The 25,484-nt window shown below is 70.0% G+C and carries 25 protein-coding genes; 12 read left to right on the plus strand and 13 right to left on the minus strand.

Annotated features, from left to right (window positions below; genetic code table 11):
- Positions 1–41: 41 nt before the first annotated feature.
- The gene (locus ACGFIV_RS34075) at positions 42–1,688 is read left to right on the plus strand and encodes an acetolactate synthase (protein WP_358550929.1); all 1,647 of its coding nucleotides are present in this window, start codon (positions 42–44) and stop codon (positions 1,686–1,688) included.
- Between the two features lie 56 nt (positions 1,689–1,744).
- On the opposite strand, the gene ACGFIV_RS34080 is transcribed toward ACGFIV_RS34075, so the two are convergent.
- On the minus strand, positions 1,745–3,484 hold the full coding sequence (locus ACGFIV_RS34080) for a protein kinase (protein WP_392839144.1): 1,740 nt from the start codon (positions 3,482–3,484) through the stop codon (positions 1,745–1,747).
- Positions 3,485–3,929: 445 nt separating this feature from the next.
- On the opposite strand from ACGFIV_RS34080, the gene ACGFIV_RS34085 reads away from it, so the two are divergent.
- Positions 3,930–4,310 carry a hotdog domain-containing protein gene (locus ACGFIV_RS34085; protein WP_358550925.1) on the plus strand — a complete coding sequence of 127 codons (381 nt, stop codon included), beginning with the start codon at positions 3,930–3,932 and terminating at the stop codon, positions 4,308–4,310.
- 30 nt (positions 4,311–4,340) lie between these two features.
- Here the strand turns inward: ACGFIV_RS34085 and ACGFIV_RS34090 are convergent, their stop codons facing one another.
- The 7 genes from ACGFIV_RS34090 to ACGFIV_RS34120 form a co-directional block, all read right to left on the minus strand.
- Positions 4,341–4,553: a biotin/lipoyl-binding carrier protein gene (locus tag ACGFIV_RS34090; RefSeq protein ID WP_358550923.1), complete on the minus strand. Its 213-nt coding sequence runs from the start codon at positions 4,551–4,553 to the stop codon at positions 4,341–4,343.
- A 211-nt stretch (positions 4,554–4,764) separates the two neighbouring features.
- A complete protein-coding gene (locus tag ACGFIV_RS34095; protein WP_392839167.1) occupies positions 4,765–5,976 on the minus strand; it encodes an HD-GYP domain-containing protein in 1,212 nt (403 codons plus the stop codon).
- A gap of 65 nt (positions 5,977–6,041) precedes the next feature.
- Positions 6,042–7,394: an HD-GYP domain-containing protein gene (locus ACGFIV_RS34100; RefSeq protein ID WP_392839147.1), complete on the minus strand. Its 1,353-nt coding sequence runs from the start codon at positions 7,392–7,394 to the stop codon at positions 6,042–6,044.
- Positions 7,395–7,426: 32 nt separating this feature from the next.
- Positions 7,427–7,549 (minus strand): hypothetical protein, encoded by a 123-nt coding sequence (locus ACGFIV_RS34105; RefSeq protein WP_392839149.1) that lies wholly within the window; start codon positions 7,547–7,549, stop codon positions 7,427–7,429.
- 117 nt (positions 7,550–7,666) lie between these two features.
- Positions 7,667–8,599: an NAD-dependent epimerase/dehydratase family protein gene (locus tag ACGFIV_RS34110; RefSeq protein ID WP_392839151.1), complete on the minus strand. Its 933-nt coding sequence runs from the start codon at positions 8,597–8,599 to the stop codon at positions 7,667–7,669.
- Positions 8,600–8,627: 28 nt separating this feature from the next.
- Complete coding sequence (gene rsrA, locus ACGFIV_RS34115) at positions 8,628–8,897, minus strand: mycothiol system anti-sigma-R factor (RefSeq protein WP_392839153.1); 270 nt, start codon at positions 8,895–8,897, stop codon at positions 8,628–8,630.
- Between the two features lie 76 nt (positions 8,898–8,973).
- Entirely contained in the window at positions 8,974–9,579 is a 606-nt protein-coding gene (locus ACGFIV_RS34120) for a sigma-70 family RNA polymerase sigma factor (RefSeq protein WP_392839169.1), read from the minus strand.
- 236 nt (positions 9,580–9,815) lie between these two features.
- On the opposite strand from ACGFIV_RS34120, the gene ACGFIV_RS34125 reads away from it, so the two are divergent.
- A complete protein-coding gene (locus ACGFIV_RS34125; protein ID WP_392839155.1) occupies positions 9,816–10,562 on the plus strand; it encodes a class I SAM-dependent methyltransferase in 747 nt (248 codons plus the stop codon).
- Between the two features lie 13 nt (positions 10,563–10,575).
- On the opposite strand, the gene ACGFIV_RS34130 is transcribed toward ACGFIV_RS34125, so the two are convergent.
- Both ACGFIV_RS34130 and ACGFIV_RS34135 read right to left on the minus strand, forming a co-directional pair.
- Positions 10,576–10,908: a TraR/DksA family transcriptional regulator gene (locus ACGFIV_RS34130; RefSeq protein WP_392839157.1), complete on the minus strand. Its 333-nt coding sequence runs from the start codon at positions 10,906–10,908 to the stop codon at positions 10,576–10,578.
- A gap of 187 nt (positions 10,909–11,095) precedes the next feature.
- Positions 11,096–11,845, minus strand: coding sequence for an SOS response-associated peptidase (locus tag ACGFIV_RS34135; protein ID WP_392839159.1), 750 nt, complete (start codon positions 11,843–11,845; stop codon positions 11,096–11,098).
- Positions 11,846–12,014: 169 nt separating this feature from the next.
- On the opposite strand from ACGFIV_RS34135, the gene aroA reads away from it, so the two are divergent.
- The 3 genes from aroA (at position 12,015) to hisN (ending at position 15,210) form a co-directional block, all read left to right on the plus strand.
- Positions 12,015–13,292, plus strand: a complete 1,278-nt coding sequence (aroA, locus tag ACGFIV_RS34140; RefSeq protein WP_358550907.1) for a 3-phosphoshikimate 1-carboxyvinyltransferase — start codon at positions 12,015–12,017, stop codon at positions 13,290–13,292.
- Positions 13,293–13,318: 26 nt separating this feature from the next.
- Positions 13,319–14,335: a ribosome small subunit-dependent GTPase A gene (gene rsgA / locus ACGFIV_RS34145; RefSeq protein WP_358550904.1), complete on the plus strand. Its 1,017-nt coding sequence runs from the start codon at positions 13,319–13,321 to the stop codon at positions 14,333–14,335.
- An 89-nt stretch (positions 14,336–14,424) separates the two neighbouring features.
- Positions 14,425–15,210 carry a histidinol-phosphatase gene (hisN, locus tag ACGFIV_RS34150; RefSeq protein WP_358550902.1) on the plus strand — a complete coding sequence of 262 codons (786 nt, stop codon included), beginning with the start codon at positions 14,425–14,427 and terminating at the stop codon, positions 15,208–15,210.
- Between the two features lie 261 nt (positions 15,211–15,471).
- Here hisN and ACGFIV_RS34155 read toward each other — a convergent pair whose 3' ends face one another.
- The gene (locus ACGFIV_RS34155) at positions 15,472–15,951 is read right to left on the minus strand and encodes a low molecular weight protein-tyrosine-phosphatase (RefSeq protein ID WP_358550900.1); all 480 of its coding nucleotides are present in this window, start codon (positions 15,949–15,951) and stop codon (positions 15,472–15,474) included.
- Positions 15,952–16,100: 149 nt separating this feature from the next.
- On the opposite strand from ACGFIV_RS34155, the gene pstS reads away from it, so the two are divergent.
- The 5 genes from pstS to ACGFIV_RS34180 all read left to right on the plus strand — a co-directional run bounded on the left by pstS (position 16,101) and on the right by ACGFIV_RS34180 (position 20,660).
- Positions 16,101–17,213: a phosphate ABC transporter substrate-binding protein PstS gene (gene pstS, locus ACGFIV_RS34160; RefSeq protein ID WP_358550898.1), complete on the plus strand. Its 1,113-nt coding sequence runs from the start codon at positions 16,101–16,103 to the stop codon at positions 17,211–17,213.
- A gap of 4 nt (positions 17,214–17,217) precedes the next feature.
- The gene (pstC, locus tag ACGFIV_RS34165) at positions 17,218–18,198 is read left to right on the plus strand and encodes a phosphate ABC transporter permease subunit PstC (RefSeq protein ID WP_358550896.1); all 981 of its coding nucleotides are present in this window, start codon (positions 17,218–17,220) and stop codon (positions 18,196–18,198) included.
- Positions 18,195–19,082: a phosphate ABC transporter permease PstA gene (pstA, locus tag ACGFIV_RS34170; protein ID WP_358550894.1), complete on the plus strand. Its 888-nt coding sequence runs from the start codon at positions 18,195–18,197 to the stop codon at positions 19,080–19,082. Before pstC ends, pstA begins: the two co-directional genes overlap by 4 nt.
- Positions 19,083–19,094: 12 nt before the next feature.
- Positions 19,095–19,871, plus strand: coding sequence for a phosphate ABC transporter ATP-binding protein PstB (pstB, locus tag ACGFIV_RS34175; RefSeq protein ID WP_358550892.1), 777 nt, complete (start codon positions 19,095–19,097; stop codon positions 19,869–19,871).
- 72 nt (positions 19,872–19,943) lie between these two features.
- Positions 19,944–20,660, plus strand: a complete 717-nt coding sequence (locus ACGFIV_RS34180; protein WP_358550890.1) for a response regulator transcription factor — start codon at positions 19,944–19,946, stop codon at positions 20,658–20,660.
- A 105-nt stretch (positions 20,661–20,765) separates the two neighbouring features.
- On the opposite strand, the gene ACGFIV_RS34185 is transcribed toward ACGFIV_RS34180, so the two are convergent.
- Entirely contained in the window at positions 20,766–21,671 is a 906-nt protein-coding gene (locus ACGFIV_RS34185) for a phenylalanine 4-monooxygenase (RefSeq protein ID WP_358550888.1), read from the minus strand.
- A 257-nt stretch (positions 21,672–21,928) separates the two neighbouring features.
- Between ACGFIV_RS34185 and ACGFIV_RS34190 the strand changes: the two genes are divergently transcribed.
- Positions 21,929–22,420 carry an Lrp/AsnC family transcriptional regulator gene (locus ACGFIV_RS34190; protein ID WP_358550886.1) on the plus strand — a complete coding sequence of 164 codons (492 nt, stop codon included), beginning with the start codon at positions 21,929–21,931 and terminating at the stop codon, positions 22,418–22,420.
- Here ACGFIV_RS34190 and ACGFIV_RS34195 read toward each other — a convergent pair.
- Positions 22,417–24,054 carry a substrate-binding and VWA domain-containing protein gene (locus ACGFIV_RS34195; RefSeq protein ID WP_358550884.1) on the minus strand — a complete coding sequence of 546 codons (1,638 nt, stop codon included), beginning with the start codon at positions 24,052–24,054 and terminating at the stop codon, positions 22,417–22,419. The genes ACGFIV_RS34190 and ACGFIV_RS34195 overlap by 4 nt on opposite strands.
- Between the last annotated feature and the right edge of the window lie 1,430 nt (positions 24,055–25,484).

A 25,484-nucleotide genomic window follows, 5' to 3' on the forward strand; every position in this document is an offset into this window, starting at 1 on the left:
CCTCAAGGATTGACCGGGGACAGAAAAGGTAAGTTCACGACATGGAGTCTGCAAAGCATGCCGGTGACATCGCGGTCGCCGTCTCACGAGCCTATGGTGCCGAAGTCATGTTCACCCTGTCGGGCGGCCACGTCTTCCCTCTCTACGACGGAGCCGTTCACGAAGGCATGCGCATCGTCGACGTGCGGCACGAGCAGAGCGCGGTCTTCGCCGCCGAGGCCACGGCTCGGCTGACGCGACAACCGGGTCTCGCGGTGCTGACCGCGGGCCCCGGCATCACCAACGGTGTCAGCGGCGTCGCGACCGCGCACTTCAACGGCTCGCCCGTCGTGGTGATGGGCGGCCGCGCGCCGGCCTCCCGATGGGGGTCGGGCGCGCTCCAGGAGATGGACCACCCCCCGCTGTTCGAGACGATCACCAAGCTGGCCTTCACGGCGGGCGGGGCCGACTCGATCGGCCAGGACGTCGAGATGGCGTTCCGCACGGCGATCGCCCCGCACCGCGGCCCGGTGTTCCTCGACTTCTACATGGACCACCTGTTCTCGCCCTCCCCCGCGCATGAGGCCGAGACACTGACGCCGTCCCCCCTTGAGCCCGACGCCGAGACGCTCGCCGAGATCGCGCGGCTGATCTCCCAGGCCGAGCGTCCGGTGCTCGTGCTGGGGTCGGACGTCTGGATGGACCGCGCGGAGGAGGTGGCCCGCGACTTCGCCGAGGCCTTCCGGCTGCCGGTGATCCCCAACGGCCAGGGGCGCGGCATCCTGCCCGCCGGGCACGAGCTGCTCGTGACCCGGGCGCGCGGCATGGCGTTCTCCCAGGCCGACCTGGTCATCGTCGCGGGCACCCCGCTCGACTTCCGCCTCGGCTACGGCTTCTTCGGCGGCAGGGACGGCGTCCCGCTGGCGAAGGTCGTGCACCTGGCCGACGCGCCGTCCCAGCTCGCCACCCACGTGGGCACCGCGGCCTCGACCGCCGGAGACCTGTCCCTGCTCTTCTGGGGCCTGCGGGCGGCCTGCTCCGACGCGGGGGTGTCGCCCATGTCCCACGCGGCCTGGGTCACCAAGCTGGCCGAGGCCTCCGCGGCGGCCGTCGCGGGCGACGCCGAGCTGATGGAGTCCGACGCCGACCCGATCCACCCGATGCGCATCTACGGCGAGCTCAACCGCGTTCTGGACGACGACGCCGTGGTCATCGGCGACGGCGGCGACTTCGTGTCGTACGCCGGCAAGTACATCGAGCCCCGCAGGCCTGGTTGCTGGCTCGACCCCGGGCCGTACGGCTGCCTCGGCACCGGGCTCGGCTACTCCATCGCCGCCCGCATCGCCCGCCCGTCCTCGCAGGTCGTGCTCCTGCTCGGCGACGGCGCCGCCGGGTTCTCGCTGATGGACGTCGACACGCTTGTGCGCCACAAGCTGCCGGTCGTGATGATCTGCGGCAACAACGGCATCTGGGGCCTGGAGAAGCACCCCATGCAGATGCTGTACGGGTACGACGTGGCGGCCGAGCTGCAGCCGCAGTGCCGGTACGACCAGGTCGTCACCGCCCTCGGCGGCGCGGGCGAGCTGGTCACCTCCCCGAAGGAGATCGGGCCCGCGCTGCGCCGCGCGTTCGACTCGGGCGTGCCCTACATGGTCAACATCGCCACCGACCCGCAGATCGCCTACCCGCGCACCACCACGGGCATCTGACCGCACGGCCACCGGCACCCCGGCGGCGTCCACGGGACGGCCGCCGGAGCCGGGGGTCAGGAGGTGGCCGTCGGGGTCGGCGTCGGGGTCGGAGTGGCGCTTGGCTCGTCGCCGCAGGGGATGCCCTGTTCCACGACGATCGTCACGTAGCGGTCGACGGGCCAGGAGGTGCCCCCGGCCGGGTCCTGGTCGAGCACGCGGGTGCAGCCCTCGTCGCTGGGGGTCCCGCTGACGTCGACCTTGGTCTTGAAGCCGGCGGCCCGGAGCTTCGTCGTCGCCAGCTGCTGGGTCAGGTTGATGACCCCGGGCACGGTCTTCTTCGCCGCCGGCACCTTCGAGGGGGTCGGAGAGGGCGTGCGGGTCTTCGTCGAGGTGGGGGAGGGCTTCGCCGTGTCCGTGGGGGTCGGCGTGCTCGACGGCTCCTCGGTCACCTGGGCGGTGCCCTGCGAGGAACGCGGCGGCGACGGACTCGGCCTCGGCGGGCGAGGTGGCCGTGTCCGCGTCAGCGTCGGCTCCGGCTCGCTGGGCGTGGGCGACTGGGTCCCGACGACGCCGGCCACCGCCCCGGTCTCGGCGAACTGCCTGAACACCACCGCGCCGCCCCCGCCGAGCAGGACTCCGGCGGCGATGACGCCGACGATCAGACCCGCCTTGCCCCGCTTGGGAGCGGCCGCGCGCCTGCCTCGGGTGCCCCGCTGGCCCGAAGACGTGCCAGTGGGCCCCTGAGAGGGCACTGAGGGCGGCAGATGAGCCGCCGCAGGAGAGGCGGAGGTCGCCAGGATGTACGGCGGGGGCGTGGCCGTGGTGGGCTGGACGCCGTCGCCCTCGCGCCAGGCGGGTCCGGCATGGGCGCCGGTCTCGGGCGCAGCGAGCTGGTGCGGGTGGCCGGGCCCGGAAGTGGTGCGTTCCGAAGAGACCATGCCGGTGAGGCCGGCCATGCCGGACACCGCCACCGAGGCCCCGGTGTCGTCGCGCATGGCCTGGCGCGCGGCCACGCTCATCTCGGCCGCGCTGCGCCAGCGGCGGGCCGGATCCTTGACGAGGGCACGCTCGACGAGATGCCGTACGGCCGGAGGCACGTCGGGAGGCAGCGGGGGCGGGTCCTCGCGGATGTGCTTGAGGGCGATGGTGACAGGGGTGTCGCCGTCGAACGGCCGGTACCCGGCCAGGCACTCGTAGGCGACCACGCCAAGGGCATAAAGGTCGACGGCGGGGGTGACGGGCTGGCCCTCGGCCTGCTCGGGCGCACAGTAGGCGGCCGTGCCGAGCACCATGCCGGCGTCGGTCAGCCGGTGGCCCATGTCCGCTCGGGCGATGCCGAAGTCGGTGAGGACGAGCGTGCCGTCGGGACGGACCAGCAGGTTGCCGGGCTTGACGTCGCGGTGCACGATGCCCCGGTCGTGCACGGCCTGAAGGGCCGAGGCGGCCTGCGAGATGAGCTCCATGGCGGGCTCGGGCGCGATGCGGGTGAGCCGGGTGAGCAGACGATCGAGCGGTTCGCCGTCGACGAACCGCATCACGAGATAGGCGGTGGGGCCGTCCCCCGGCACGTCGCTCACGCCGTAGTCATAGACGTCGACCACACCCGGATGGTTGATCGTCGCCATCGCGCGCGCTTCCCCCTGGAAGCGGGCGGCGAAGCCCGGGTCGTCCATCCGGCCTGGTAAGAGCACTTTCACGGCGACGGTGCGCGCGAGGACCGTGTCCTCACCGCGCCACACCTCACCCATGCCGCCGGCTCCGAGGCGGACGTCCAACCGGTAACGTCCCGCCAGCGTGGTCCCTTGGGCCACCATCTCTCCCCCGCTTACCCCAATCCGTCCAACACCGACGTCACCCCGGAGTTTCCAACAAAGCGGATTTGTGTCGCAGCCAGGTCACGCTGGTGTCACAAAACCCTGTGGTCACACAGTTCACGCCGGGGTGTCAGCGCGCCGTCACACCGTGTTCGACGCAGCGGGCGGACCAGCCCCGTGGCGTCACCTGCACCACCAGCCGGCGACGGCACGCCGGGCAGTAGCGTGGTGGCTCCATGTCCCGCGCGGAGCGGCATGCGGAATGGTCCTCGTCTCCGTCGAGACGTCCGCAATGGTCGCAGTAGGGGCTCACGCGAAAAGCGTATTCCATCGGTAACCCGTCCAGGCCGCCAACCGGTGAAGGTGGTACGAGACCGTGCGAACAGGATGACAGGCGCCACCCGGTCGCACGGGGAGACGTACCCGCCGCACTAGGCTTGCCCGCATGACGATCGACCCGGGGCTGCGCGCCGAGATCCTCATCATGGTCGAGCGGTCGGACACCGCGATCAAGATGGGCAGCGGCGACGTCCCCGTGCTCGGCACGCCGCGCCTGCTGGCGATCGCCGAGGCGGCCACCGTGCGGGCCGTCCACGACCACCTCGGCCCCGGGCAGACGTCGGTCGGTACGAAGGTGACGCTTGAGCACCGCGCGGCGAGCCCCGTCGGCACCCACGTGGAGGTGAGCGCCGAACTGGTCGAGGTGGACGGCAGGCGCCTGGTCTTCGAGGTCACCGCCAGGGACGCCAAGCGCACGGTGGCCACCGCCACGATCGAGCGCGTCGTCGTCGACCGTGAGCGCTTCCTGGCGGGGCTCACCGGCTGAGCCGGAGCCCCGCCCCGCCCGTGGCCCGCGTCACTCGATGACCGCGATCAGGTCACCCTCCTGGATGACGTCGCCTTCGGCCACCTTGAGCCGGCTCAGGACGCCCGAGTCCTCGGCGAGCACCGGGATCTCCATCTTCATCGACTCCAGGATGACCAGCGTGTCGCCCTCGCTGACGCTGTCGCCCTCAGCCGCGACGACCTTCCAGACGTTCGCCACCATCTCGGCACGTACTTCCGCCACCGGAACTCCCCTCGTTCAAATGATCCAACTGTGCCAGAGGGCTGTCGCCGCCACCAGAACGGTCTCGGACACCGGTCGCACTTCCTTCGACGGTTCACCACTTTATGGCCCGGGTCTCCTTGGAACCCTTCGCGCGAACCCACCGAGCCCCCGTGTCCCGGCTGTAGGAAGCCCACAACCGCGCGCGCACCTGGAAGGGCAACCGGGCAGCTCAGAGACGGTGGACGGGGGCGTGCCTGTCGACGACCCTGGCCATCGACTCCACCACAGCGGGGTCGTACTCGTCGCCGCCGTCGACGCGCAGCCGCTCCAGCGCCGCCGCCGCGCGGTCGCGGTCGGTGGACCCCCCGACCAGGTCGTCATAGGCGTTGGCCGCCTTGATAATGCGGCTGGCGAGCGGAGGGAGGTCGGGACCGGTGAAGGAGTCGCCCTGGCGGCGCACGATCTCGGCCACCCGGTCGAGCACGCCGGTCTTCTTGATGACCTCGGCCCCGAGCTCCGCGATGCTGCGGGCCTGCGCGGGATCGGTGAGCACGGTGGCTCCCCCGGGGATGGGGTCGCGCAGGGAGAGCTGGCCGATGTCGTGCATCAGCGCGGCGTACTCCAGCTCCAGCAGCTCGGGCTCGGCCATGCCGAGCTCGCGGCCGATCGCGAGCGACAGGCGGCTGACCCGGCGCGAGTGCCCCGGCTCGACGTACCCGCCGACCTCGGTGACCCGGGCGAGCGCCCGTACGGTCTGGAGGTAGGTGGCACGGATGCCTGCGTACTTGCGGAAGGCCACCTGGGTGACGAGCAGCGGGGCCGCGAACACGACGAGGGCGGCGAGGTTCATGCTGTGCGAGGCGAGGGCCAGCAGGGTGCCCGAGGCGGCGACGGCGGCGCCGAGCGGCGCGGCCATGCGCAGCTCGTCGCGGATGGCCACGCGGAAGGCCGTGCGGACCTGCTCGGCCCTGAGCACGGCGGCGATGAGCACGTCGGCCGTCAGCATCGCCGTGATGAGCGCGGCCATCACGCCGAGGACCACCCACCAGGTGCCGGTGCCGTGGTCGGTGGTGGCGTAGAGCGTCGAGGCGAGCGGCCGGTAGGCGAAGGCGAGCAGCGCCCCCGAGAGCAGTCGTCGCGCGATCGCGTCGAGCTGCGGGGGCCTGCCCACCGCGAGATGGGGCAGGGCGCCGAGTGCCATGCCGGCCGACATGACGGCCACCACCTGGAGCGCCGAATGGCGCGTCGGCACGCCTCCCACGTCGAGCAGGAGGGTGTACCCGAGGGCGGCGGCGGCCCCGATGGGCGCGACCTCCCTGTTGCCCGGCATCGTGAGCCTGGCGAGCTCACCGGCGGCGACCAGCATGCCGAAGGCCACCGCGATCTCGGCGTCGAGGAGGCCCACCGCCGCCGTATGGGCGACGCCGGCGACGGTGACCATGCCGGCGGCGCAGATGAGCAGCAGCTGACCGGAGTCGAGCCCCTGCAGGGGCCGGGTCGCGACGGTCACCGCTCGGACGCCACTTCGATCGGCATGGTGGGATCGTCGTGGTCCTTAGCGACGGTCTCGACGGCCTCGTCGTCGGGCACGGGCATCTTGCCGGGGGGATCCCAGCCACGCCGGTCGAGCGCCCTGATGAAGGCGCCGACCATGACGGGGTCGAACTGCGTGCCCGCCCCCTTGCGCAGCTCGGCCATGGCCTCGTCGAGCGACTTCGCCTTGCGGTAGGCGCGGTCGGAGGTCATGGAGTCGAAGGCGTCGGCCACCGCGATGATGCGGGCGAACTCGGGGATCTCGGCCCCCGCCAGGCCCATGGGATACCCCCCGCCGTCCTGGCGCTCGTGGTGGTGCATGATCCCGGCGAAGGCCTCGTCGAGGAAGTCGATGCCGCGCACGATCTCAAGGCCGCGCATCGGGTGGAGCTGGATCGCGGCGTACTCCTCCTCGGTCAGGCGGCCTTCCTTCTGCAGGACCTTGGTGGGGACACCGAGCTTGCCGACGTCGTGCAGCATGCCGGCGTAGCCGATGGCCCGCATCCGCTCGGGACCCATGCCGATCTCCTCAGCGATCATGGTCGAGGCGCTGGAGACGCGGGTGCAGTGCCCACGGGTGTAGTAGTCCTTGGTCTCCACCGCCTGGCACAGGGCGGCGATGGTCGCGTCGTACGACCGCTGCTGGGCGAGGTACTGGCCGAAGGCCCACCGGGCGATGAACAGCGGCAGCAGCACGAGCACCGCCGAGATCGACTGGACGGTGGCCCACAGCCCGGCGATCAGCAGGCCGAACGTGGCGTACCCGAGGTAGGAGACGAAGAACTGGGCGAGCCCGCGCAGCGGGACCTCACCGGTGCGCAGCTGCCCGGCCAGCGACAGCATGACCGCGAACAGCACGAAGTTGAGCGGCACGAACACCGCCGCCGCGCCCATGAAGGGACCGAGCATGTCGGTGAACCGGTCGGCGCCGGGCACGTCATGGTGCCCGCCGAGCCGGTCGAAGACCCACCCGGCGGTGTAGCCGCAGATCGCGAACTGCGCGCCGTTGAACAGCCTCTTGTGGAGCGGGAGGCCGGGCCGCACGCTCAGGACGGCGGTCGCCCCGACCATGGCCGCGCCCACATCGCCCACCAGCACCACGGCGGCAAGTGCCGCCGAGAAGCTGACCGACATCGCCGCCTGCTCGATGTTCAGCAGGGTCGGGACCGACTCGCAGACCAGGAACAGCAGGGCGAGGACGAGCAAGGTCGGCCACTCGCGCTCGCCGAAGCGGCCGGGGACGACGAGGCCCCGCCCGATCAGTGCCGCGGCCACCCCGACGAGCAGGACGAGGTAGACCTTCGCCAGCCAAGGTAGATCACGCAATGCCGCCGCCTCGGGCCGTCACGGGCACGGGCTCAGGTCCAGGAGATGCCCGAGGGCACTTCGACCGTGCCCCCCAGGAGAACCGCCGACGCGAGCAGACCGAGCGCCCACCCGAGTCCGCTGACCGCCATGGCCGCCACCATGCGTGTGGCCATTGCCTTCACCATGTGCCGCCTCCCCATCGAGTCCGGCTTCAGGCTACAGAAAGCGAGCTGACCCGTACGGGAAGTCGAAGAATCGCATCCAAAGCGTAATCAAACCACTACCCGGAGCTAACGCGATCTCGCCCATTCGACGGTGGCCTTGAGGCCGGTCAGAAGATCGGTGCGGGGGCGCCAGCCGAGGCCTTCGAGCGCCGGGGCGGGGTCGACCGCCATGGCCGGAAGATCGCCCAGCCGGGTGGGCTCCGAGCGCGGCTCGTCGGCCGCTCCCGCGGCGGTGGCGACCAGGGTGTGCAGCTCGCGGTCGGTGGTCCGCACGCCCGTACCGAGGTTGAACCTGCGCCCGCCGCCCCTCCCCCCGCAGGCGCGCACGAACCCGTCGACCACGTCGTCGACGAAGATGTAGTCGCGGGTCTGGGAGCCGTCGCCGTAGACGACGGTCGACGCGCCGCGCAGCAGCGCGTCGGTGAAGATCGAGACGACGCCCGCCTCGCCCATGGGCGACTGGCGCGGGCCGTAGACGTTCGACAGCACCAGCGTGGTGTACTCCAGACCGTGCAGCGCCCTGTACATCGACAGGTAGATCTCGCCGCTGAGCTTGGACGCCGCGTACGGGGAGCGCGCGTCCGTCGCGGCGTCGCCCGGCACGGGGATCACGGCGGGACGGCCGTACACCGCGACGGAGGAGGCGTAGACGACCTTCCTGGCACCGGCCGTGCGGGCGGCCTCCAGCACGTTGACCGTGCCGCCGACGTTGAGCCGGGCGTCGAACACCGGGTCGGCCACGCTGGCGCGCACGCTGATCTGCGCGGCGAGGTGGCAGACGACCTCGGGCCTCCACTCGGTCATCAGACCGTTCAGCGCGGGCTCCCTGATGTCCAGCTCATGCAGCTGGAGCCTGGGATTCCCCTCCGCGGCGGCGAGGTTGCCGCGCTCGCCCGACGACAGATCGTCCACCACGGCGACCTCATGCCCGTCGGCCAGCAGCCGATCGACGAGGGTCGATCCGATGAACCCGGCCCCTCCGGTTACGAGTATCCGCATCCCGGCATACTAGGGGATCAACCGATGGTCACTCCGAGGCGAGCTGAGCCCGTACGGACTCTATGCGCCTGAGGACCTTCGACCGGAGATCCTCCGGCACGGTGTCGCACCCGCAGTGCTTGGCGACGAGCTGTTTGACGACCTGCTCCAGGCCGTATTCCTCCAGGCAGGGTCCGCACTCGTCGAGATGCTGGCGTATGTCGGACCGCCGGTGCTCATCGAGCTCGCCGTCGAGGAAGGTGTAGACCTTGTCCAGCACTTCCTTGCAGTCGGTGTCGTGCGGCTCGCCACAGCTCATGCCCAACACCTCGCCAGGGCGCCGCAGGCCCGACCGCCTGTCACCAGTGATGATTGATCAATCTCGCCGCGCTCCGTCACGACGGCTCCTCCGATCGCACAAGCCCGCGTCCGCGTGCGTAGTCCTCGAGTTGCGTCCGCAGCTGACGCCGCCCCCGGTGCAGACGTGACATCACGGTCCCTATGGGGGTGCCCATGATGTCGGCGATCTCCTTGTAAGGGAACCCTTCGACATCGGCCAGATAGACCGCCATGCGGAAGTCTTCTGGCAGCGCGGCCAGCGCGTCCTTGATGTCGCTGTCGGGCAGGTGCTCAAGCGCCTCCACCTCGGCGGACTTCAGGCCGGCCGACGTGTGCGACTCCGCACGCGCGAGCTGCCAGTCTTCGATCTCCTCGGTGCCGGACTGCTTGGGCTCCCGCTGCTTCTTGCGGTAGCTGTTGATGAAGGTGTTGGTGAGGATGCGGTAGAGCCAGGCCTTGAGGTTGGTGCCTTCCTGGAACTGGTGGAAGGACCCGAAGGCCTTGGCGAAGGTGTCCTGGAGCAGGTCCTCCGCGTCCGCGGGATTCCTGGTCATCCGGAGCGCGGCGGAGTAGAGCTGGTCGAGATACGGCATCGCGTCGCGCTCGAACCGCTCGCTGCGCTGCTCCAGAGTCTCCTCGGCTGTCTTGGAGACCGGACCCACCCCCTTATACGCGCCGTACACAGCCGAGAATACCGGCTTGCGTACGGCCGCCCGATCACCGACCTCGGCCATCAGCATGGGACGGAACCTCCTCGCGTGTTTACACGCGTCTGCAACACGCGAGGCATAGCATCTGTTCCCGGTAAGTAGAAGGTGACGAACGACCCGGTACGGGGAAAAAGATACGTACCGGCTGGTAGCGATTCCCCGGAGCCCCGACCGTCCAGGAGCCACTCGTGCTGCCCATCCCAGCCAACGAACTGAACGGCTCAGGCGCACTCGGGCCGTACTGGACCTTCTACCACGCCGTCGTGGCCGAGCAGCTCCGCCGTTGGCTCCCCGAGCGGCCCTGCCTGCTGCTCGACCTGTCCGGCGGGCGCGGGCGCTGGCCGGCCCAGGCGGCGGGCGCGGGGCACCGCGTCATCGAGGTGGTCGACTTCCGGCGCGCCCCCGATCCCTGGCTGCGCGACGCCTCCAACCGGATCCGCAGGGTGCGGGCCGACGATCTCGGCTTCCTGCCCGACGCCTCCATCGACGCGGTCATCGCCGAGGAGCGCGTGCTGTCGCTGGAGCTCATGGCCGAGTCCACGATGGAGGACGTCGTCCGCGTGCTGAAGCCGGGCGGGCGCGTGCTCGCCTGCGTCGACTCGCTGGTGCTGGGCATGGCGATCATGGCGGAGCAGAACTACTGGGCTCACCTGTGTCAGACCGGCACCGGTGAGGTGATGCTCGTGCCCTGGCCCGACGGCAGCATCACCCGCTGCTTCACCAGCGCCCAGCTCCGCGAACTGCTGGCCGACGCCGGGCTGGAGGTCGAGTGGGTACGGCCGCGCACGGTGCTGTCGCCCTCGACCGTGGACCACGTCCTGGCCGCCGACACCCGGGCGCTCAACTGGCTCGTCCGTACCGAGCTTGACGCGCATCCCGACGACGACGACACGGTGGGCATCCACCTCGTGGCCAGCGCCCGCCGGCCCCGGTAGGCCCCCGCGGCGGTCAGCGGCGGCGTTCCCGTTCCGATTGGCACTGGACGCAGCGGGAGGCCTCCGGGCGTGCCGCGAGACGGCCCTCGGGAACGGGCTTCCCGCAGTCCACACAGCTGCCGTAGACGCCGGCTTCGATGCGCTTGAGAGCGTCCAGCACCGCCGTGCGCTGCCGCGTCGCCACGTCGATCATGGCACGCGCGCGGTCGGCGTCGGTGAGATCCGATCCTGCGTCGGCCGCCGACCTGTCGCCCACGGCGACGGGATCTCCCCGCAACACCATGATGGACCGGTCGAGTTCGGCCAGCATGCTCTCCAGTTGGGCCCGAGCGGTCGCGTCGTCCACGAATCCGCACCTCCGGGAAGAAATGGGTACGAAATAGGTACGGCCTCGAACGGGATCCCCCGGAACTCCCGCCTGGCCCTGGGCTCTGGGCGGTGACTCTCAGCTGATGAGGCATCGCGCTTTTATCACCGGATGCCCATTCGGCCGGGCTCTTACACCGATGTGACTCAGCCTTTTACAACGGGCCTCAGAACAGGGCGGTCTCGGGCTCCTCGCGTTCCAGGAGGTGCGGGCCGTTGTTCCTGACGCTGTTGACCTCGGACGACACCGGGTAGGCGGTGAGCCCGCTCGGCCGGCCCGTGTCGAGCAGGTCGAGCACCTTGGCGGGGTCGGTCCGCTCCGGGTCGAGCCAGTCGGCCCACCGGTCGCGCCCGATGATCACGGGCATGCGGTCGTGGATGTGCCCCAGATCGTCCTCGGCGGTCGTGGTGATCACCGTGCAGGTGGTCAGCCACTTCAGCGGGTCGTCGTCCGCGCGGGTGGGGTCCTTCCAGAACTCGTACAGCCCGGCCATGGCCATCACCTCGCCGTCGGACGGGTGGATGAAGTACGGCTGCTTGGTCTTCTTGTCGGCCCTGTACCACTCGTAGTAGCCGTCGGCGGGCAGCAGGCACCGGCGCCGCGCGAAGGCCTTGCGGAACGAGGGCTTCTCGGCGAGCGTCTCGACCCTGGCGTTGATCATCCGGGAGCCGACGGAGGGGTCCTTGGCCCAGCTGGGCACGAGCCCCCACTTGAGCACGCGGAGCTGCCTGGTGGGCTCGGGCTCGGCGCCGTCCTCCCCGTCCTTCGCCTGGGGGCGCGTGAGCACGGCGTAGACCATCTTGGTCGGGGCCACGTTGTAGTCGGCGGGGAGCTCGTCGGACGTCCCGTCCGCCGCGATCTCGAACTCCTCCAGCAACTCCTGGCGCTTCTTGGTTGAGGCGTATCTCCCGCACATGCCCCATAGACTGCCGCACCATCGCCGACCGCGCGGCCTCCTGACCGCGAGGTTCCTCCGGTCACGGCGGAGGACCTCCCCTCGATCATGCCCGGACGGGCGCGAGCGGCGGCCGCGCGGAGGGTAGCGTGACCCCTTTCCACGAGAGGCTCCCGGTAGGCTCGGAGCTATGTCAGCTCCCTTGTGGCCCGCGCCGGAGGCGACCGCGCCCGTCGAGGCGACCATCCGGCTGCCCGGGTCCAAGTCGGTGACCAACCGTGCCCTCTTGCTCGCCGCGCTCGCCGACGGTCCCGGCACGGTGCGGCGGGCGCTGCGCAGCCGCGACGCCGACCTGATGGTGGCGGCCCTGCGCTCACTCGGGGCGGAGCTGACCGCCTCGGACGAGAGCGTCTCCGGCGTCGACTGGCACGTCGTGCCCGGCCCGGTGCGCGGGGGCGCGTCGATCGACGTGGGCCTCGCCGGCACGGTCATGCGGTTCGTGCCGCCGATGGCGGCGCTGGCCGACGGCGAGGTGGCGTTCGACGGCGACCCGCACGCCCGTACGCGGCCGATGGGCCCGATCCTCGCCGCGCTGCGCGGGCTCGGCGCCGAGGTCGCGGGCGACGCGCTGCCGTTCACGATCCGGGGGCCGCTGTCGGGGGGCGAGGTCACGCTGGACGCCTCGGCGTCCTCCCAGCTCGTGTCGGGGCTGCTCCTGACCGCCGCGCGCTTCGGCAAGGGCGTCACCGTGCGCCACAGCGGGCCGCCCGTGCCGTCCATGCCCCACATCGAGATGACCGTGCAGATGCTCCGCGCCGCGGGCGTGCGCGTGGACGACGGCGAGCCCGACGTCTGGCGGGTCGAGCCGGGCCCGATCGCCGCCCGCGATCTCACGGTCGAGCCCGACCTGTCCAACGCCGCCCCTTTCCTGGCCGCGGCCCTCGTGACCGGGGGCACCGTCACGATCCCCGGCTGGCCGGAGGAGACCACGCAGGGCGGCGACGAGCTGCGCGCCCTCCTGCCCCTGATGGGGGCGACGGTCAGCCGCGCTCCGGAGGGCCTGAAGGTCACCGGCGGCGGGCCGATCCAGGGCGTCGACGCCGACCTGCACGACGTCGGCGAGCTGACGCCGACGATCGCCGCCCTGGCCGCGCTGGCGGTCTCGCCGAGCACGCTGCGCGGCGTCGCGCACCTGCGGGGGCACGAGACCGACCGGCTCGCCGCGCTGGCCGCCGAGATCAACCGCCTCGGCGGCGACGTCACCGAGACCGCCGACGGCCTGGTGATCAACCCACGGCCGCTTCACGCCGGGGTCTTCCACAGCTACGCCGACCACCGCATGGCGACGGCCGGAGCGGTGATCGGCCTGGTGGTCCCCGGCATCCAGGTGGAGGACATCGCGACCACCGCCAAGACCCTCCCCGAGTTCGCCCGCATGTGGGCGCTGATGCTGGAGGAAGGCAGCTGAGAAAGCGGGAGTACGACGAGGAGGACGTGCGCGTCAGGCCGGGCAAGGGGTCCCGGCCGAGGACCAGGCGCCGTCCCGCGCACGAGGACGCCGTCGCGGCGTTCGTCGTGGCGGTCGACCGCGGCCGTTACACCTGTCTCGTCGGCGGCGACGTGGCCGAGGCGCCCGGCGGCGCCGACGGCCGCAAGGGCAGGAAGCGCGGCGACGAGCCGCGCCCGGTGACGGCGATGAGGGCCCGCGAGCTCGGCCGCAAGGGCATCGTGGTCGGCGACCGCGTGAGCCTGGTCGGCGACACCTCCGGGAAGCCCGACACGCTGGCGCGCATCGTCCGGCTCGAACCGCGCACCTCGATGCTGCGGCGCAGCGCCGACGACACCGACGAGGTCGAGCGCCCCATCGTGGCCAACGCCGACCAGCTCGTGATCGTCACCGCGCTGGCCGACCCGCCGCCACGTCCGAGGATGATCGACCGCATGCTGGTCGCCGCCTTCGACGCCGACATCGAGCCGCTGCTCTGCCTCACCAAGGCCGACCTCGCCACCCCGGACGACCTCGTCGCCCGCTACGACCCCCTCGGTGTGCCGTACATCGTGGTGCGGAAGGGCGGGGAGCTCGCCGAGGTGCGCTCCAAGCTCAGCGACCGGCTGAGCGTGCTCGTCGGCCACTCGGGGGTCGGCAAGTCCACGCTGGTCAACGCCCTGGTGCCGGATGCCGGGCGGGCGGTGTCCCACGTGAACGCCGTGACGGGTCGCGGCCGTCACACGTCGAGCTCGGCCGTCGCGCTCGAACTGCCCGGCGGCGGCTGGATCATCGACACTCCGGGAGTGCGCAGCTTCGGCCTCGGGCACGTCTCCATCGACAACGTGCTGGCCGCCTTCCCCTCGCTCGCCGAGGGCGCCGTCCACTGCCCGAAGGGGTGCAGCCACCGGGGTGAGGAGTGCTCGCTCGACGCCTGGGTGGCGCAGGGGCACGCCGATCCGATGAGCCTCGCGTCCCTGCGCCGCCTGCTGGCCAGCCGCGACGGCGAGCCGGACGACGACTGAGGCGGCGGTGTTCCGGCAGGGCCGCGGGGCCGCGCTGGGAACGATCCAGGTCTGCTGAAACCGGCCCCGGCACGATAGCGTTTGTCCCTGTGACGGGCTATAGCGACGACCTGCGCCTGGCGCACATGATGGCCGACAGCGCCGACGATCTGACCATGCGCCGGTTCAAGGCCGTTGACCTGCGGGTCGACACCAAACCTGATCTGACGCCCGTGAGCGACGCCGACCGCGCGGTCGAGGACGCCATCCGCGGCACCCTGCGGCGTGCCCGGCCCCGCGACGCGGTCGTGGGCGAGGAGACGGGCAAGACCAGCGGGTACGGCTCGCGCTGCTGGGTCGTCGACCCGATCGACGGCACCAAGAACTACGTGCGCGGCGTCCCGGTCTGGGCCACGCTGATCGCGCTCATGGAGCACGGGCGCGTCGTGGTCGGCGTGGTGTCGGCGCCCGCGCTGTCCCGCCGCTGGTGGGCCGCCCGCGACGGCGGCGCGTGGACCGGGCGGAGCCTGACCAAGGCCTCCCGCTGCAACGTCTCGTCGGTGAGCCGTCTGCAGGACGCGTCGTTCTCCTACTCCAGCCTCGGCGGCTGGGAGGAGCGGGGGCGCCTCGACGCGTTCGTCGACCTCACCAGGACCGTGTGGCGCACCCGTGCGTACGGCGACTTCTGGTCGCACGTGATGGTCGCCGAGGGCGCGGTCGACATCTCGGCGGAGCCCGAGCTGTCCGCCTGGGACATGGCCGCCCTCACCGTGATCGTCGAGGAGGCGGGCGGCGTCTGGACCGACCTTTCGGGGTCGGCCGACGTCGACGGCGGCAGCATCGTCTGCGCCAACCCCCTCCTTCACGGCGAGGTGCTCAAGCGTCTCGGCGACTGAGCGCGCCGCCTTTGTGAACGGTTGAGGCCCGGCCCCCTTCCGGGGACCGGGCCGTTCCGTGCCCGTTCAGCGCGCCGGCGCCGTGGGCCCGGCGCCGTCCGGCCGTCAGCGCTCGTCAGGTGGCCGGGAGATCACCCTGTCGTCGAGGTAGCAACTGCAGTTACCGCATCCTGGAAGCACGCCGATCCTCCTCGCCCGTAGTGCCATCGACGCTACGGCAGATCCACGCTCGCGTGACTGTCCGTAAGGGAACAGTCGCGTTCACCGAGGATGGCCGCTCTGTTCGGCGAGGTGCTTCGCCAGCCCCTCGGAGGCGGCCTCCACCATGCGCAGGACGTCGAGGAAGCCGTCGATGCCGCCGTAGTAGGGGTCGGGGACCTCGGCCCCCTCGGGCGCGTCGGGGTCGAAGGAGCGGAAGAGCCTCACCTCGGCCCCCCGGGGAGTCAGCCGCCGCAGCTCCCTGAGGTTGTCGCGGTCCATGGCGAGCACGAGGTCGCGGTCGCCGAACCAGGCCCTCTGGAACTGCCTGGCCCGATGGAGCGACCCGTCGTACCCGTGGCGGGACAAGGTCGCGAGGGCGCGCTCGTCCATGGGCAGGCCGGCGTGCCACCCGCCGGTGCCCGCGCTGTCGACGACCACCCGGTCGGCCAGCCCGTGGTCCTCCAGGACTCGTCGCAGGACCACTTCGGCCATCGGGGACCTGCAGATGTTGCCCATGCACACCAGGCAGACGCGCGTCATGCCTCCATGATTCCGCAAAGCGGCTTGGGACGTTCACGACGAGAGCGACCCGGCCCGTTCATTTCTCGTTCACCTTTAACCGGGGATTAAGTCACCTTGACTCCCTAGCGTCCTAACCGTTGAGAGAACAACGTGGGAGGACAACAACCGTGAAGTATGCAGGCCGGCTCGCCGCGGCCGCTATCGCCGGCGTGCTTTCGCTCGCCGCGTGCGGCACCGATGACAACAGTGGCGGCACCGACAGCGCGTCAGCCCCCGCACCCGCCGGCAGCGCTGGCAGCAGTGGCCTCAGCGGCACGATCAACGCGGCCGGCTCCTCTGCCCAGGCCAACGCGATCGCCGAGTGGAAGAAGTCGTTCCAGGGCGCCAACCCCGGTGTCAGCATCAACTACCAGCCCAGCGGCTCCGGTGCGGGTGTCCAGTCGTTCATCCAGGGCACCGTCGCCTTCGCCGGTTCCGACTCGGCGCTCAAGGACGACAAGGGCGAGCCCGCCCAGGCCGACGCACGCTGCAAGACCGGCAAGGCGATCAACCTTCCCATGGTGATCGGTCCCGTCGCGGTCGTCTACAACGTCCCGGGTGTGGACAGTTTGCAGCTCTCGCCGCAGACCATCGGTGACATCTTCAACAGCAAGATCACCAAGTGGGACGACGCCGCGATCAAGAAGGACAACCCCGACGCCAAGCTGCCCTCGACCCCCATCCAGGCGTTCCACCGCTCGGACGAGTCGGGTACCAGCGACAACTTCACCAAGTTCCTCAAGGCCACGGCCGGCTGGCCGTACGAGCCCGCCAAGGCGTTCCCCGCCGAGGCCAAGGGTCAGGGTGCCAAGGGTTCCGACGGCATCGCGCAGGCCGTCAAGGGCGCCGAAGGGGCGATCAGCTACGTCGAGCTCTCCTTCGCGGAGAACTCCGGCCTCACCAAGGCCAAGGTCGCCAACGGCTCGGGCGAGTTCGTCGAGCTGACCCCGGAGAGCGCCGCCAAGACCGTTGAGGCCGCCGAGGTGAAGGGCACCGGCAACGACCTGAAGCTGTCGATCGACTACGCCACCAAGACCGCGGGCGCGTACCCGATCGTCCTGGTGACCTACGAGATCACCTGTGAGAAGGGTCTCTCGGCCGAGGACTCCAAGCTGGTCAAGTCCTTCCTCACCTACACGGCGAGCGACGAGGGCCAGGCCGCGCTGACCGGTCTCGGCTACGCGCCGCTGCCGGCCACCCTGGTCGCCAAGGTGCGTACGGCCGTCGAGGCGATCGCCTAACTCGATGGCCACGCCACTTCGTACACGCGAGGGCGGGTCGGCCATTGGCCGGTCCGCCTTCCGGCGCAGCCGCGGTGAGGGGCCTTTCCGGTTCGCGACGACCGGCGCCGGAATCCTGCTGCTAGCGATCATGGCGGCGATCGCGGTCTTCCTCATCGTGAAGGCCGTCCCCGCCCTCCAGGCCAACACCTCTCACTTCCTCACCGAGAAGATCTGGACCCCGAACAACACGCCGCCGGTCTTCGGCATCGCGGCGCTGGCGTTCGGCACCGTGATCAGCTCGTTCCTGGCCCTGATCATGGCGCTGCCGGTGGCGATCGGGGTGGCGCTGTTCATCTCGCACTACGCCCCGCGCCGCCTCGCCGGCATCCTCGGCTACGTCATCGACCTGCTGGCGGCCGTGCCCAGCGTCGTCTACGGCCTGTGGGGCGTGATCTTCCTCATCCCGTTCATGAAGGGCCCGTCCACCTTCCTGAACACCTACTTCGGGTGGATCCCGTTGTTCGCGGGAGACGCGGTCTACGGCAAGTCGGTCCTGACCGCCTCCATCGTGCTCGCGATCATGATTCTGCCGATCATCGCGGCGATCTCGCGCGAGGTGTTCCTCCAGGCGCCCACGATGCTCGAAGAGGCGTCGCTGGCCCTCGGCGCCACGCGCTGGGAGATGATCAGGATGTCGGTGCTCCCGTTCGGCCGTCCCGGCGTCATCAGCGCCGCCATGCTCGGACTCGGGCGCGCGATGGGCGAGACGATCGCGGTCGCGCTCATCTTCCCCGCGACCTTCACGATCAGCTTCCAGGTCCTGTCGGCCAACGGCAACAGCATCGCGGCGAACATCGCCAACGGGTTCGGCGAGGCGACGCCCATCGGGCAGGGCGCCCTGATCGCCTCCGGCCTCGTGCTGTTCGTGATCACCCTGCTTGTGAACACCGCCGCCCGGCTGATCATCGCCCGCCGCAAGGAGTACTCGAGGGCCGCCGCATGACCATGTCGCCCAGTGTCATCACCCCGGTCTCCTTCAACCGGCGGCTGAAGAACCGCATCGTCCAGGGTCTGGTCTGGCTGGCCTTCGCCGTCGCGGTGGTCCCGCTGGTGTCGGTGCTCTGGCTGGTGGTCAAGAACGGCGCCGCCCGCTTCGACATCGAGTTCCTGACGCACTCCATGCGCAACATCGGCGCGCGCGACGCCGGAGGCGGCGCCTACCACGCCATCCTCGGCACGCTGGAGCAGGTCGGCGTGGCCACGCTGATCTCGGTGCCGATCGGCCTGCTCACCGCGATCTACCTGGTGGAGTACGGCCAGGGCCGGCGACTGTCCCGCTCGATCAGCTTCTTCGTGGACGTGATGACCGGCATCCCCTCTGTGGTGGCCGGTCTTTTCATCTTGGCGTTCTGGGTGCTCGTGCTCGACTTCAACTACTCCGGCTTCGCCGGCGCGCTGGCCCTGTCGATCCTGATGATGCCCACCGTGGTGCGCTCCGCCGAGGAGATGCTGCGCCTCGTCCCGAACGAGCTGCGCGAGGCGTCGTACGCCCTCGGCGTCCCCAAGTGGAAGACGATCGTGCGGGTCGTCCTGCCGACCGCCCTCACCGGCATCGTCACCGGCGTCATGCTGGCCATCGCCCGTGTCGCGGGCGAGACGGCCCCGCTGTTGCTCACGGTGTTCATCACCGACTCCATCAACCCGGACCCGTTCAAGGGACCGCAGATGGGCCTCCCGCTGTACGTCTTCGACCAGGCACAGCGGCCGAACGTCACCGCGGTCGACCGGGCGTGGGCCGGAGCGCTCACCCTGATCGTCATCGTCATGCTGCTCAACCTGGTGGCACGCCTCATCACGTGGTGGCGTTCGCCCGCCAAGGGCCGATAAGGGGTTATCGACATGGCCAAGCAGATCGAGGTCTCCGACCTCGACGCGTACTACGGGTCGCACAAGGCGATCGAAGGCATCACGATGACGATCGAGCCTCGCTCGGTCACCGCCTTCATCGGGCCGTCCGGATGCGGCAAGTCGACGTTCCTGCGGACGCTGAACCGCATGCACGAGGTCATTCCCGGCGCCCGCGTCGAGGGCAAGATCATGCTGGAGGACCAGGACCTGTACGGCTCGGACGTCGACCCGGTCTCGGTACGGCGCACGGTCGGCATGGTCTTCCAGCGGCCCAACCCGTTCCCGACGATGTCGATCTTCGACAACGTCGCCGCCGGACTGCGCCTCAACGCCCGGGTCTCCAAGTCCGAGACCGAGAGCATCGTCGAGAACTCCCTCAAGGACGCCAACCTCTGGAACGAGGTCAAGGACCGCCTGAACAAGCCGGGCGCCGGCCTCTCCGGCGGACAGCAGCAGCGCCTGTGCATCGCGCGGGCCATCGCCGTCAGCCCGGCCGTCCTGCTCATGGACGAGCCCTGCTCGGCACTGGACCCGATCTCGACGCTCGCCATCGAGGACCTCATCGCCAAGCTGAAGAACGACTACACGATCGTGATCGTGACGCACAACATGCAGCAGGCCGCGCGGGTCAGCGACAGGACGGCCTTCTTCAACCTGGCCGGCCAGGGCCAGCCGGGCAAGCTCGTGGAGATGGACGAGACATCGAAGATCTTCACCAACCCGACGCAGAAGGCCACCGAGGACTACATCACCGGACGCTTCGGATGACCGGATTCTGATCAGCGCCTCGGATGGCCGGTTCGCCCGGTTCTCCGGTTCGCCCGGTTCTAAGGAGATGGTGTGACCCAGCCGCAGACGGCACCCGAAGTGGACGGGGACACTCGGCCGGCGCCCATGCTGCTGGTTGCCGATCCCGATGCCGGCATGGTCAGGGAACTGGCCTCGGCGCTCGAACGCGAGGGCGTCCTCGTGGCCGGAGTCGCCGACGGGGCGCAGGCCCTCATCCAGGCCGGGGCATTACGGCCCGACGTGGTGCTCGTCAGCGCCTCGCTGCCCGTCATAGGGCCGGTGGAGTTCGTCCGGGCGCTACGGCTGGCGCGGGCCGTACCGGTGCTGCTCGGCGTCGGCGAGGGGCACGCCGAGCAGGCCATCCAGGCGCTGGCCGCCGGGGCCACGGCGTGCGTGGCCAGGCCGTACCGCGTGCCAGAGCTCCTGCCGCTCGTACAGGCGGCGTTCCCGGGAGACTCGATGGGGCGCGGCGTGCTCACCGTGGGAGACGTCGAGCTCGATGCCGGCGCCTACCAGGTGCGCGTCGCCGGGATGCCGGTGCACCTGCCGCTCCGCGAGTTCGAGCTGCTGCACTACCTGATGCGCCACGCCGACCGTACGGTGACGCGGGACCAGATCATGCGCCACGTCTGGCACGCGGCGGAGAGCATGTCGACGAACACCATCGCGGTACACGTCAAGCGCCTGCGCGCCCGACTCGGGGACGACGACGACCAGCTGATCCAGACCGTGCGCGGGGTCGGCTACCGCCTGGTCACTCCTGCCTGAGCGGTTCTGATCGCCCTGGTCCGCCGGACCGCGGGCGATCAGTCCCGCTTTTTCGCCGCAGGCCGTCAGACCGCGGGCGATCGGTCTCGCTTCCGCCGCAGGCCGTCAGACCGCGCTCTTCACCGCCGCGCCGTCGGTGACGATGCGGGCGACGACATCGTCGTCGCAGGTGGCCCAGAAGTCGCCGACCACGTCTTCCAGGTGGTCGAACGACTCCGCCCGGAACAGCACGTCCTGGTACTGCGTGATGTCGTAGGTGGTCGTGCCCATCACGGCCAGGTCGAGCGGGAGGATGTCCATCCCCCGGAACTCCTCGATCTCGCCGTAGGACGACAGGATGCCCGCGCCGTACGCGCGGTCCGCCCCGTTCTCCGCGAGCACGCCGAACTCCATCGTGAACCAGAAGACCTTGGAGACGAACTCCAGCGCCTCGGCCGTCTCCACCCGGCGGGCGGCGGCGCCGGCGAGCCGGTACAACCGGGCGAACCGGTCGGAGGCCAGCGCGTTGGCGTGCCCGATCACCTCGTGGATCACGTCGGGCTCCGGGGTGTAGAACGGCACCGAGTGATGGCGGATGTACTGGGTCGAGTAGAACAGGCCGTCCTGCAGCACGCCGTAGAAGTCACGGAGCGGCACGAGCCCGGCCGCCGGAAGGTAGCGGAACCCGGTCAGCGGTTCGAGGAGGTCACCGACCTCCTGGAGCTGCGGGATGCGGTCGGCGGGGAGGCCGAGGCGCTCGCAGCCCCTCAGGTACTCGCCGGCCGCGTACTCCCGGTGCTTCACCGCGAGCTCCCGGGTGACCAGCTCCCACACCTCGTGTTCGCGCTCGGTGTAGTCGGCCCTGGGAATGGGCTCGCCGGGGGTGTGGTTGAGCGCGAGGGCGGCGATGGCGTTCCGGCGCTCGCGATATACGGGGTCCGCGACTCCAGGGTGGTTCGCGGCCAGCTCGACGACGACGGACCCGTCGTCCCTGGTCGCCACTGGGGCGAAGTACTGGGCTTCCTCGAACATGACAGAACTACAGCAATTCCCACTTTTAATGGCAAGAGCGACCAGCTTTCGTGGTCACATTATCTAGGGGTCGACCCCTAATACGGCCGTTCGCTGGTCATTCCGCACAGCCCCAGGGTCGGCCGCCCTCGGGGGCTTCGTGCGCCGTCTCTGCGGGTCTCGGCGGGCGCGCGGCACCCCACCCCACCCCTACCGGGCGCCCCCGTACACCCACATGTCCCGTACGCCAGGGGCCGGTCCACCCGTAGTCTCTGCCCATGCCTACGGCTCACGGCTCCGTCGACCCCTTGGACAGCCGGCTCCTGGTCACCATGCGGGCGCACCCGCGCATCGGACTGACCGAGCTGGCACGGCTGCTCGGCGTCGCCCGGGGCACCGTGCAGGCCCGTGTCGAGAAGCTCGTCGCGCGCGGCGTCATCGGCGACTTCGGGCCGACGATCATACCGGCCGAGATGGGCTATCCCATCCTCGCGTTCGTCTCCCTGCAGATCTCCCAGGGCCGGCTCGCCGAGGCCGTCCAGGCACTCAGGTCCGTCCCCGAGATCATCGAGGTGTACGGCACCAGCGGCCAGGCCGACCTGCTCTGCCGGGTGGTCGCCCGGAGCACCACGCACCTTCAGGAGATCATCGCCAGGGTTCTGGCGTCACCGGCCGTCCAGCGGACCGACACGACGATCGCGCTGTCCACGCAGGTGCCCTACCGCATCGAGCCGTTGCTGAACGAGGCGTCGCGCCCTGAACAGCCTTAGCGTTCCTGTGGCTCCTGGGAGGCGCATCTCCCCCGGTCCACGCAGACCCGGTTGGCGATGACCTGAAGGAAGATCTGCTGCGCCTGGTCGAAGGTCCTGGCCACCATGGCGACCCCGTTGGTGACCTGGGCGATCTGCCGCAGTTCCCTGGCGTCGATGCCGTCGCCGTACCCGATCAGCGTGATGGTGACGGGCTGGGTGGGCTTGAACTCCCGCCGCAGGGCGGTGACGAGTTGCTTGCGGGTGATGCCGTGGGGGTCGTCGTTCCTGCCGTCGGTGAACACGATGACCGAGCTGAGCATGTCCTTCACCTGGCGCTTCGACGCCGACCGGAAGGCCGCCAGCACCGAGTCGTACAGGCCGGTGTCACCCTGGGTGCTCCCGGGCAGCTTGCGTAGCTCCTGGACGACCTGCGGGGCGCGCTCCTCCAGCGGGCCGACCGGCACGACCTCCTTGTAGTCCTTGTCGCCGTCGAGGTTGGTGGAGAAGACCCACAGGCCGACGTCGCTTCCCTTGGGCAGGTTACGGATCCCCGCCTCGGCGAACCTCGCCGTCGCCTGCATGCGCGTCTCCGCCATCCCGGGAACCTGCTCGGCCATGGAGCCGCTGATGTCCAGCAGGAGGAGGGCGCGGGTGTCGGCGAGCAGCAGCCTCATCGAGAGCAGCGCGCGCAGCGAGGTGCGGGTGTCGGGCGCTGGAATGTCCCGTGGCGGCTCCGTACGCACCCCGTGGGGCTCGTCCATAGCGGGCCCGGCCTTCCCGGCCGGGTCACGGAATCCGGCGGCCTGCAGGAGCGTACGGCCCGCCGGCGAGGTCACCGCGCGGCGGAACTCCTCGGCCGCCTGGCGCGTGGCGGGGTCCCTGGTCATCGGCACGTAGGGGTAGTCGAGGGCGATGGCTCCCTCCTTGGGGTACAGGCCGATCGCCCGGTGGTCCGGCCGCGCGTCGTTGTGCCGCCAGACGGCCTGCTCGCTGGCCACGATCACGGGATCCGCGCCACCGTTCGGCCGGTCCACGAGATCGAAGAGCGCCTGCTCAGAAGGGACGATGGCCCGCTTCAGGTTCGCGGTGACGCCTTGGACGATCCGCAGCATGTCAGGGCGGTCGGCCACGACGGCGTTCAGCACGTTGAGCGCGGCCAGGCCCGACGCGTACCTGCTGGGGGTCGGCAACGTCGTGAACGCCCTGGGCAGTCGCCTCTTGGTCGTCGACGTGGGGATCAGGAGTGTCCAGGACGGCTCTCCGGGGTGGAGCGCGAGCTTGGTGGCCGTCTCCTGGGTGACGGCCATGATGACGGGCGAGTGGGCGATCGAGGTGCCCTGCGCGAACAGCGTCCGGTCCGCGCCCTGCGCCCGCGCGAGGTCCGTCCACACCGAGGCGTCGGGCACCCACACGTCCGCGACGTCCTTACGAAGGGCCAGTTGGTCGGCCGTGTCCGCGGATCCCTTCGTGCGTACGGATATCGCGGCGCAGCCGCCGTCCTTGGTGTACTTCTGGGCTATCTGGACGAGTGCCGGGCCGATCTCCGGCGCGGCCATGACACGTAATGGGGGATGCTCGCCGCACGCCGTCCTGTTCATCAGCGCGTACGCCCCACCGGCGAGCGCGACCAGCAAAACGGACCCCAGGGCCACGGTGGTGACGACCCGGCGCCGTCCGCCTCTCGGCCTTCTGGCCTTCTGCTCGGTACTGGCACCCCGTTCGGTACTGGCACCCCGTTCGGTATTCGTGGCGCGTTCGGTGCTGGTGGCGCGTTCCAGCGCGGCCGATGGCACCTCACTCGGTGATCCGTGCTCAGTCGCGAATCCCTCGTTCGAGGCGGGGTCGCTCCAGACCCTTTGGTCACCGGCGGATCTGAATCCGCCGGGGGGCTCCTCGCGGGTGAACGACGACTGATGGTCACCCCAGAAACCCAGCTCGCCAAGGGGCGCTTCGTCATTCCAGGCTCTGCGGTCGGCGATGAATCTCGCATCGGGAACGAATGCTTCGCCACCGATGGATCTCTGATTGTCGCCTGCGAATCCGAGGTCATCGCCGAGGGTACGGTCGCTGTGGGAGGAGTGCCCGTTCCAGGAGGGATATCCGTTGGGGGCCGTCTGTCCATTCGGAAAGGTCTGCTCGTCGCCGGGATTAGAAGCACCGAGGGACGCGACGTCAGCGGACGACCTCTGACGATCGGCCGCGAACCCCAGCTGACCGAGTGGTGCTTCATCGCTCCAGGGTCTACGGCCATCCTGGGCTTCCTCAGTGCTCCCGGACCCCTGATCACTGGTGGACCGCGTCGCGCTCCTGGACTGGGACGCGCGGCCCCTGAATCTCCGAAGGCCTTTGGGCCGGTCACCCCGGGAGGAGGGGTCGTCCTTCCACCCGTCATATCCAAGGGGATCAAGATTACGATGCCTACCGGCCACGACATCACACCCCTTAGCGCCAACCAGCCACACGTGGTGGAGATCTGCTCCTGAGTATCGGGAAGCGTAGCGCGTCACGCCGACAACGAACATGCATTGCAACCAAGCGCTTGAATAACGGACAGACTGCAATTGTCAAAAGACATGTCGCCGCAGCTCAAGCAGTTATGACAGTCGTATTACGGCACCGCGCTCCACCGCGCTCCGGCCGGTGGCGGCCGGTGCCACCCCCCCGCCTGCGCTGATCTGGACCCCGCTGGTCCTCCGCTGCTCTGACCTGGATCACCCGCCGAACCTTTGCTCTGACCTGGATCACCCGCCGAACCTTGATCTGTACTCAGGCGCCGACGCGGCGGGACGCGGGGCGGCGATACCGGCGCCGGCCTACGGCGAGGGACCGTCGAGAGTGCGACGGATGGGACAGGCATGCCCGATGGAGGACATCGACCTCGATCTAAGCCCGACGGCCCGCGGCCAGCTCATCGACGACCCCGTGGAGGGATGACGCCGAGGTAGAAGCGAGGTATTGAATAAAGAGGGGACGAGGGAGAATAACCCCTATAACGCAGGGAAGCCACCCACAATGTGGATGGCTTCCCTACCAATCAAATATTTGTCCGGCGGTGTCCTACTCTCCCACACCGTCCCCGGTG

Source organism: Sphaerisporangium sp. NPDC049003, from assembly GCF_043197795.1.
In the GTDB taxonomy this organism is placed as follows: Bacteria; Actinomycetota; Actinomycetes; order Streptosporangiales; family Streptosporangiaceae; genus Sphaerisporangium.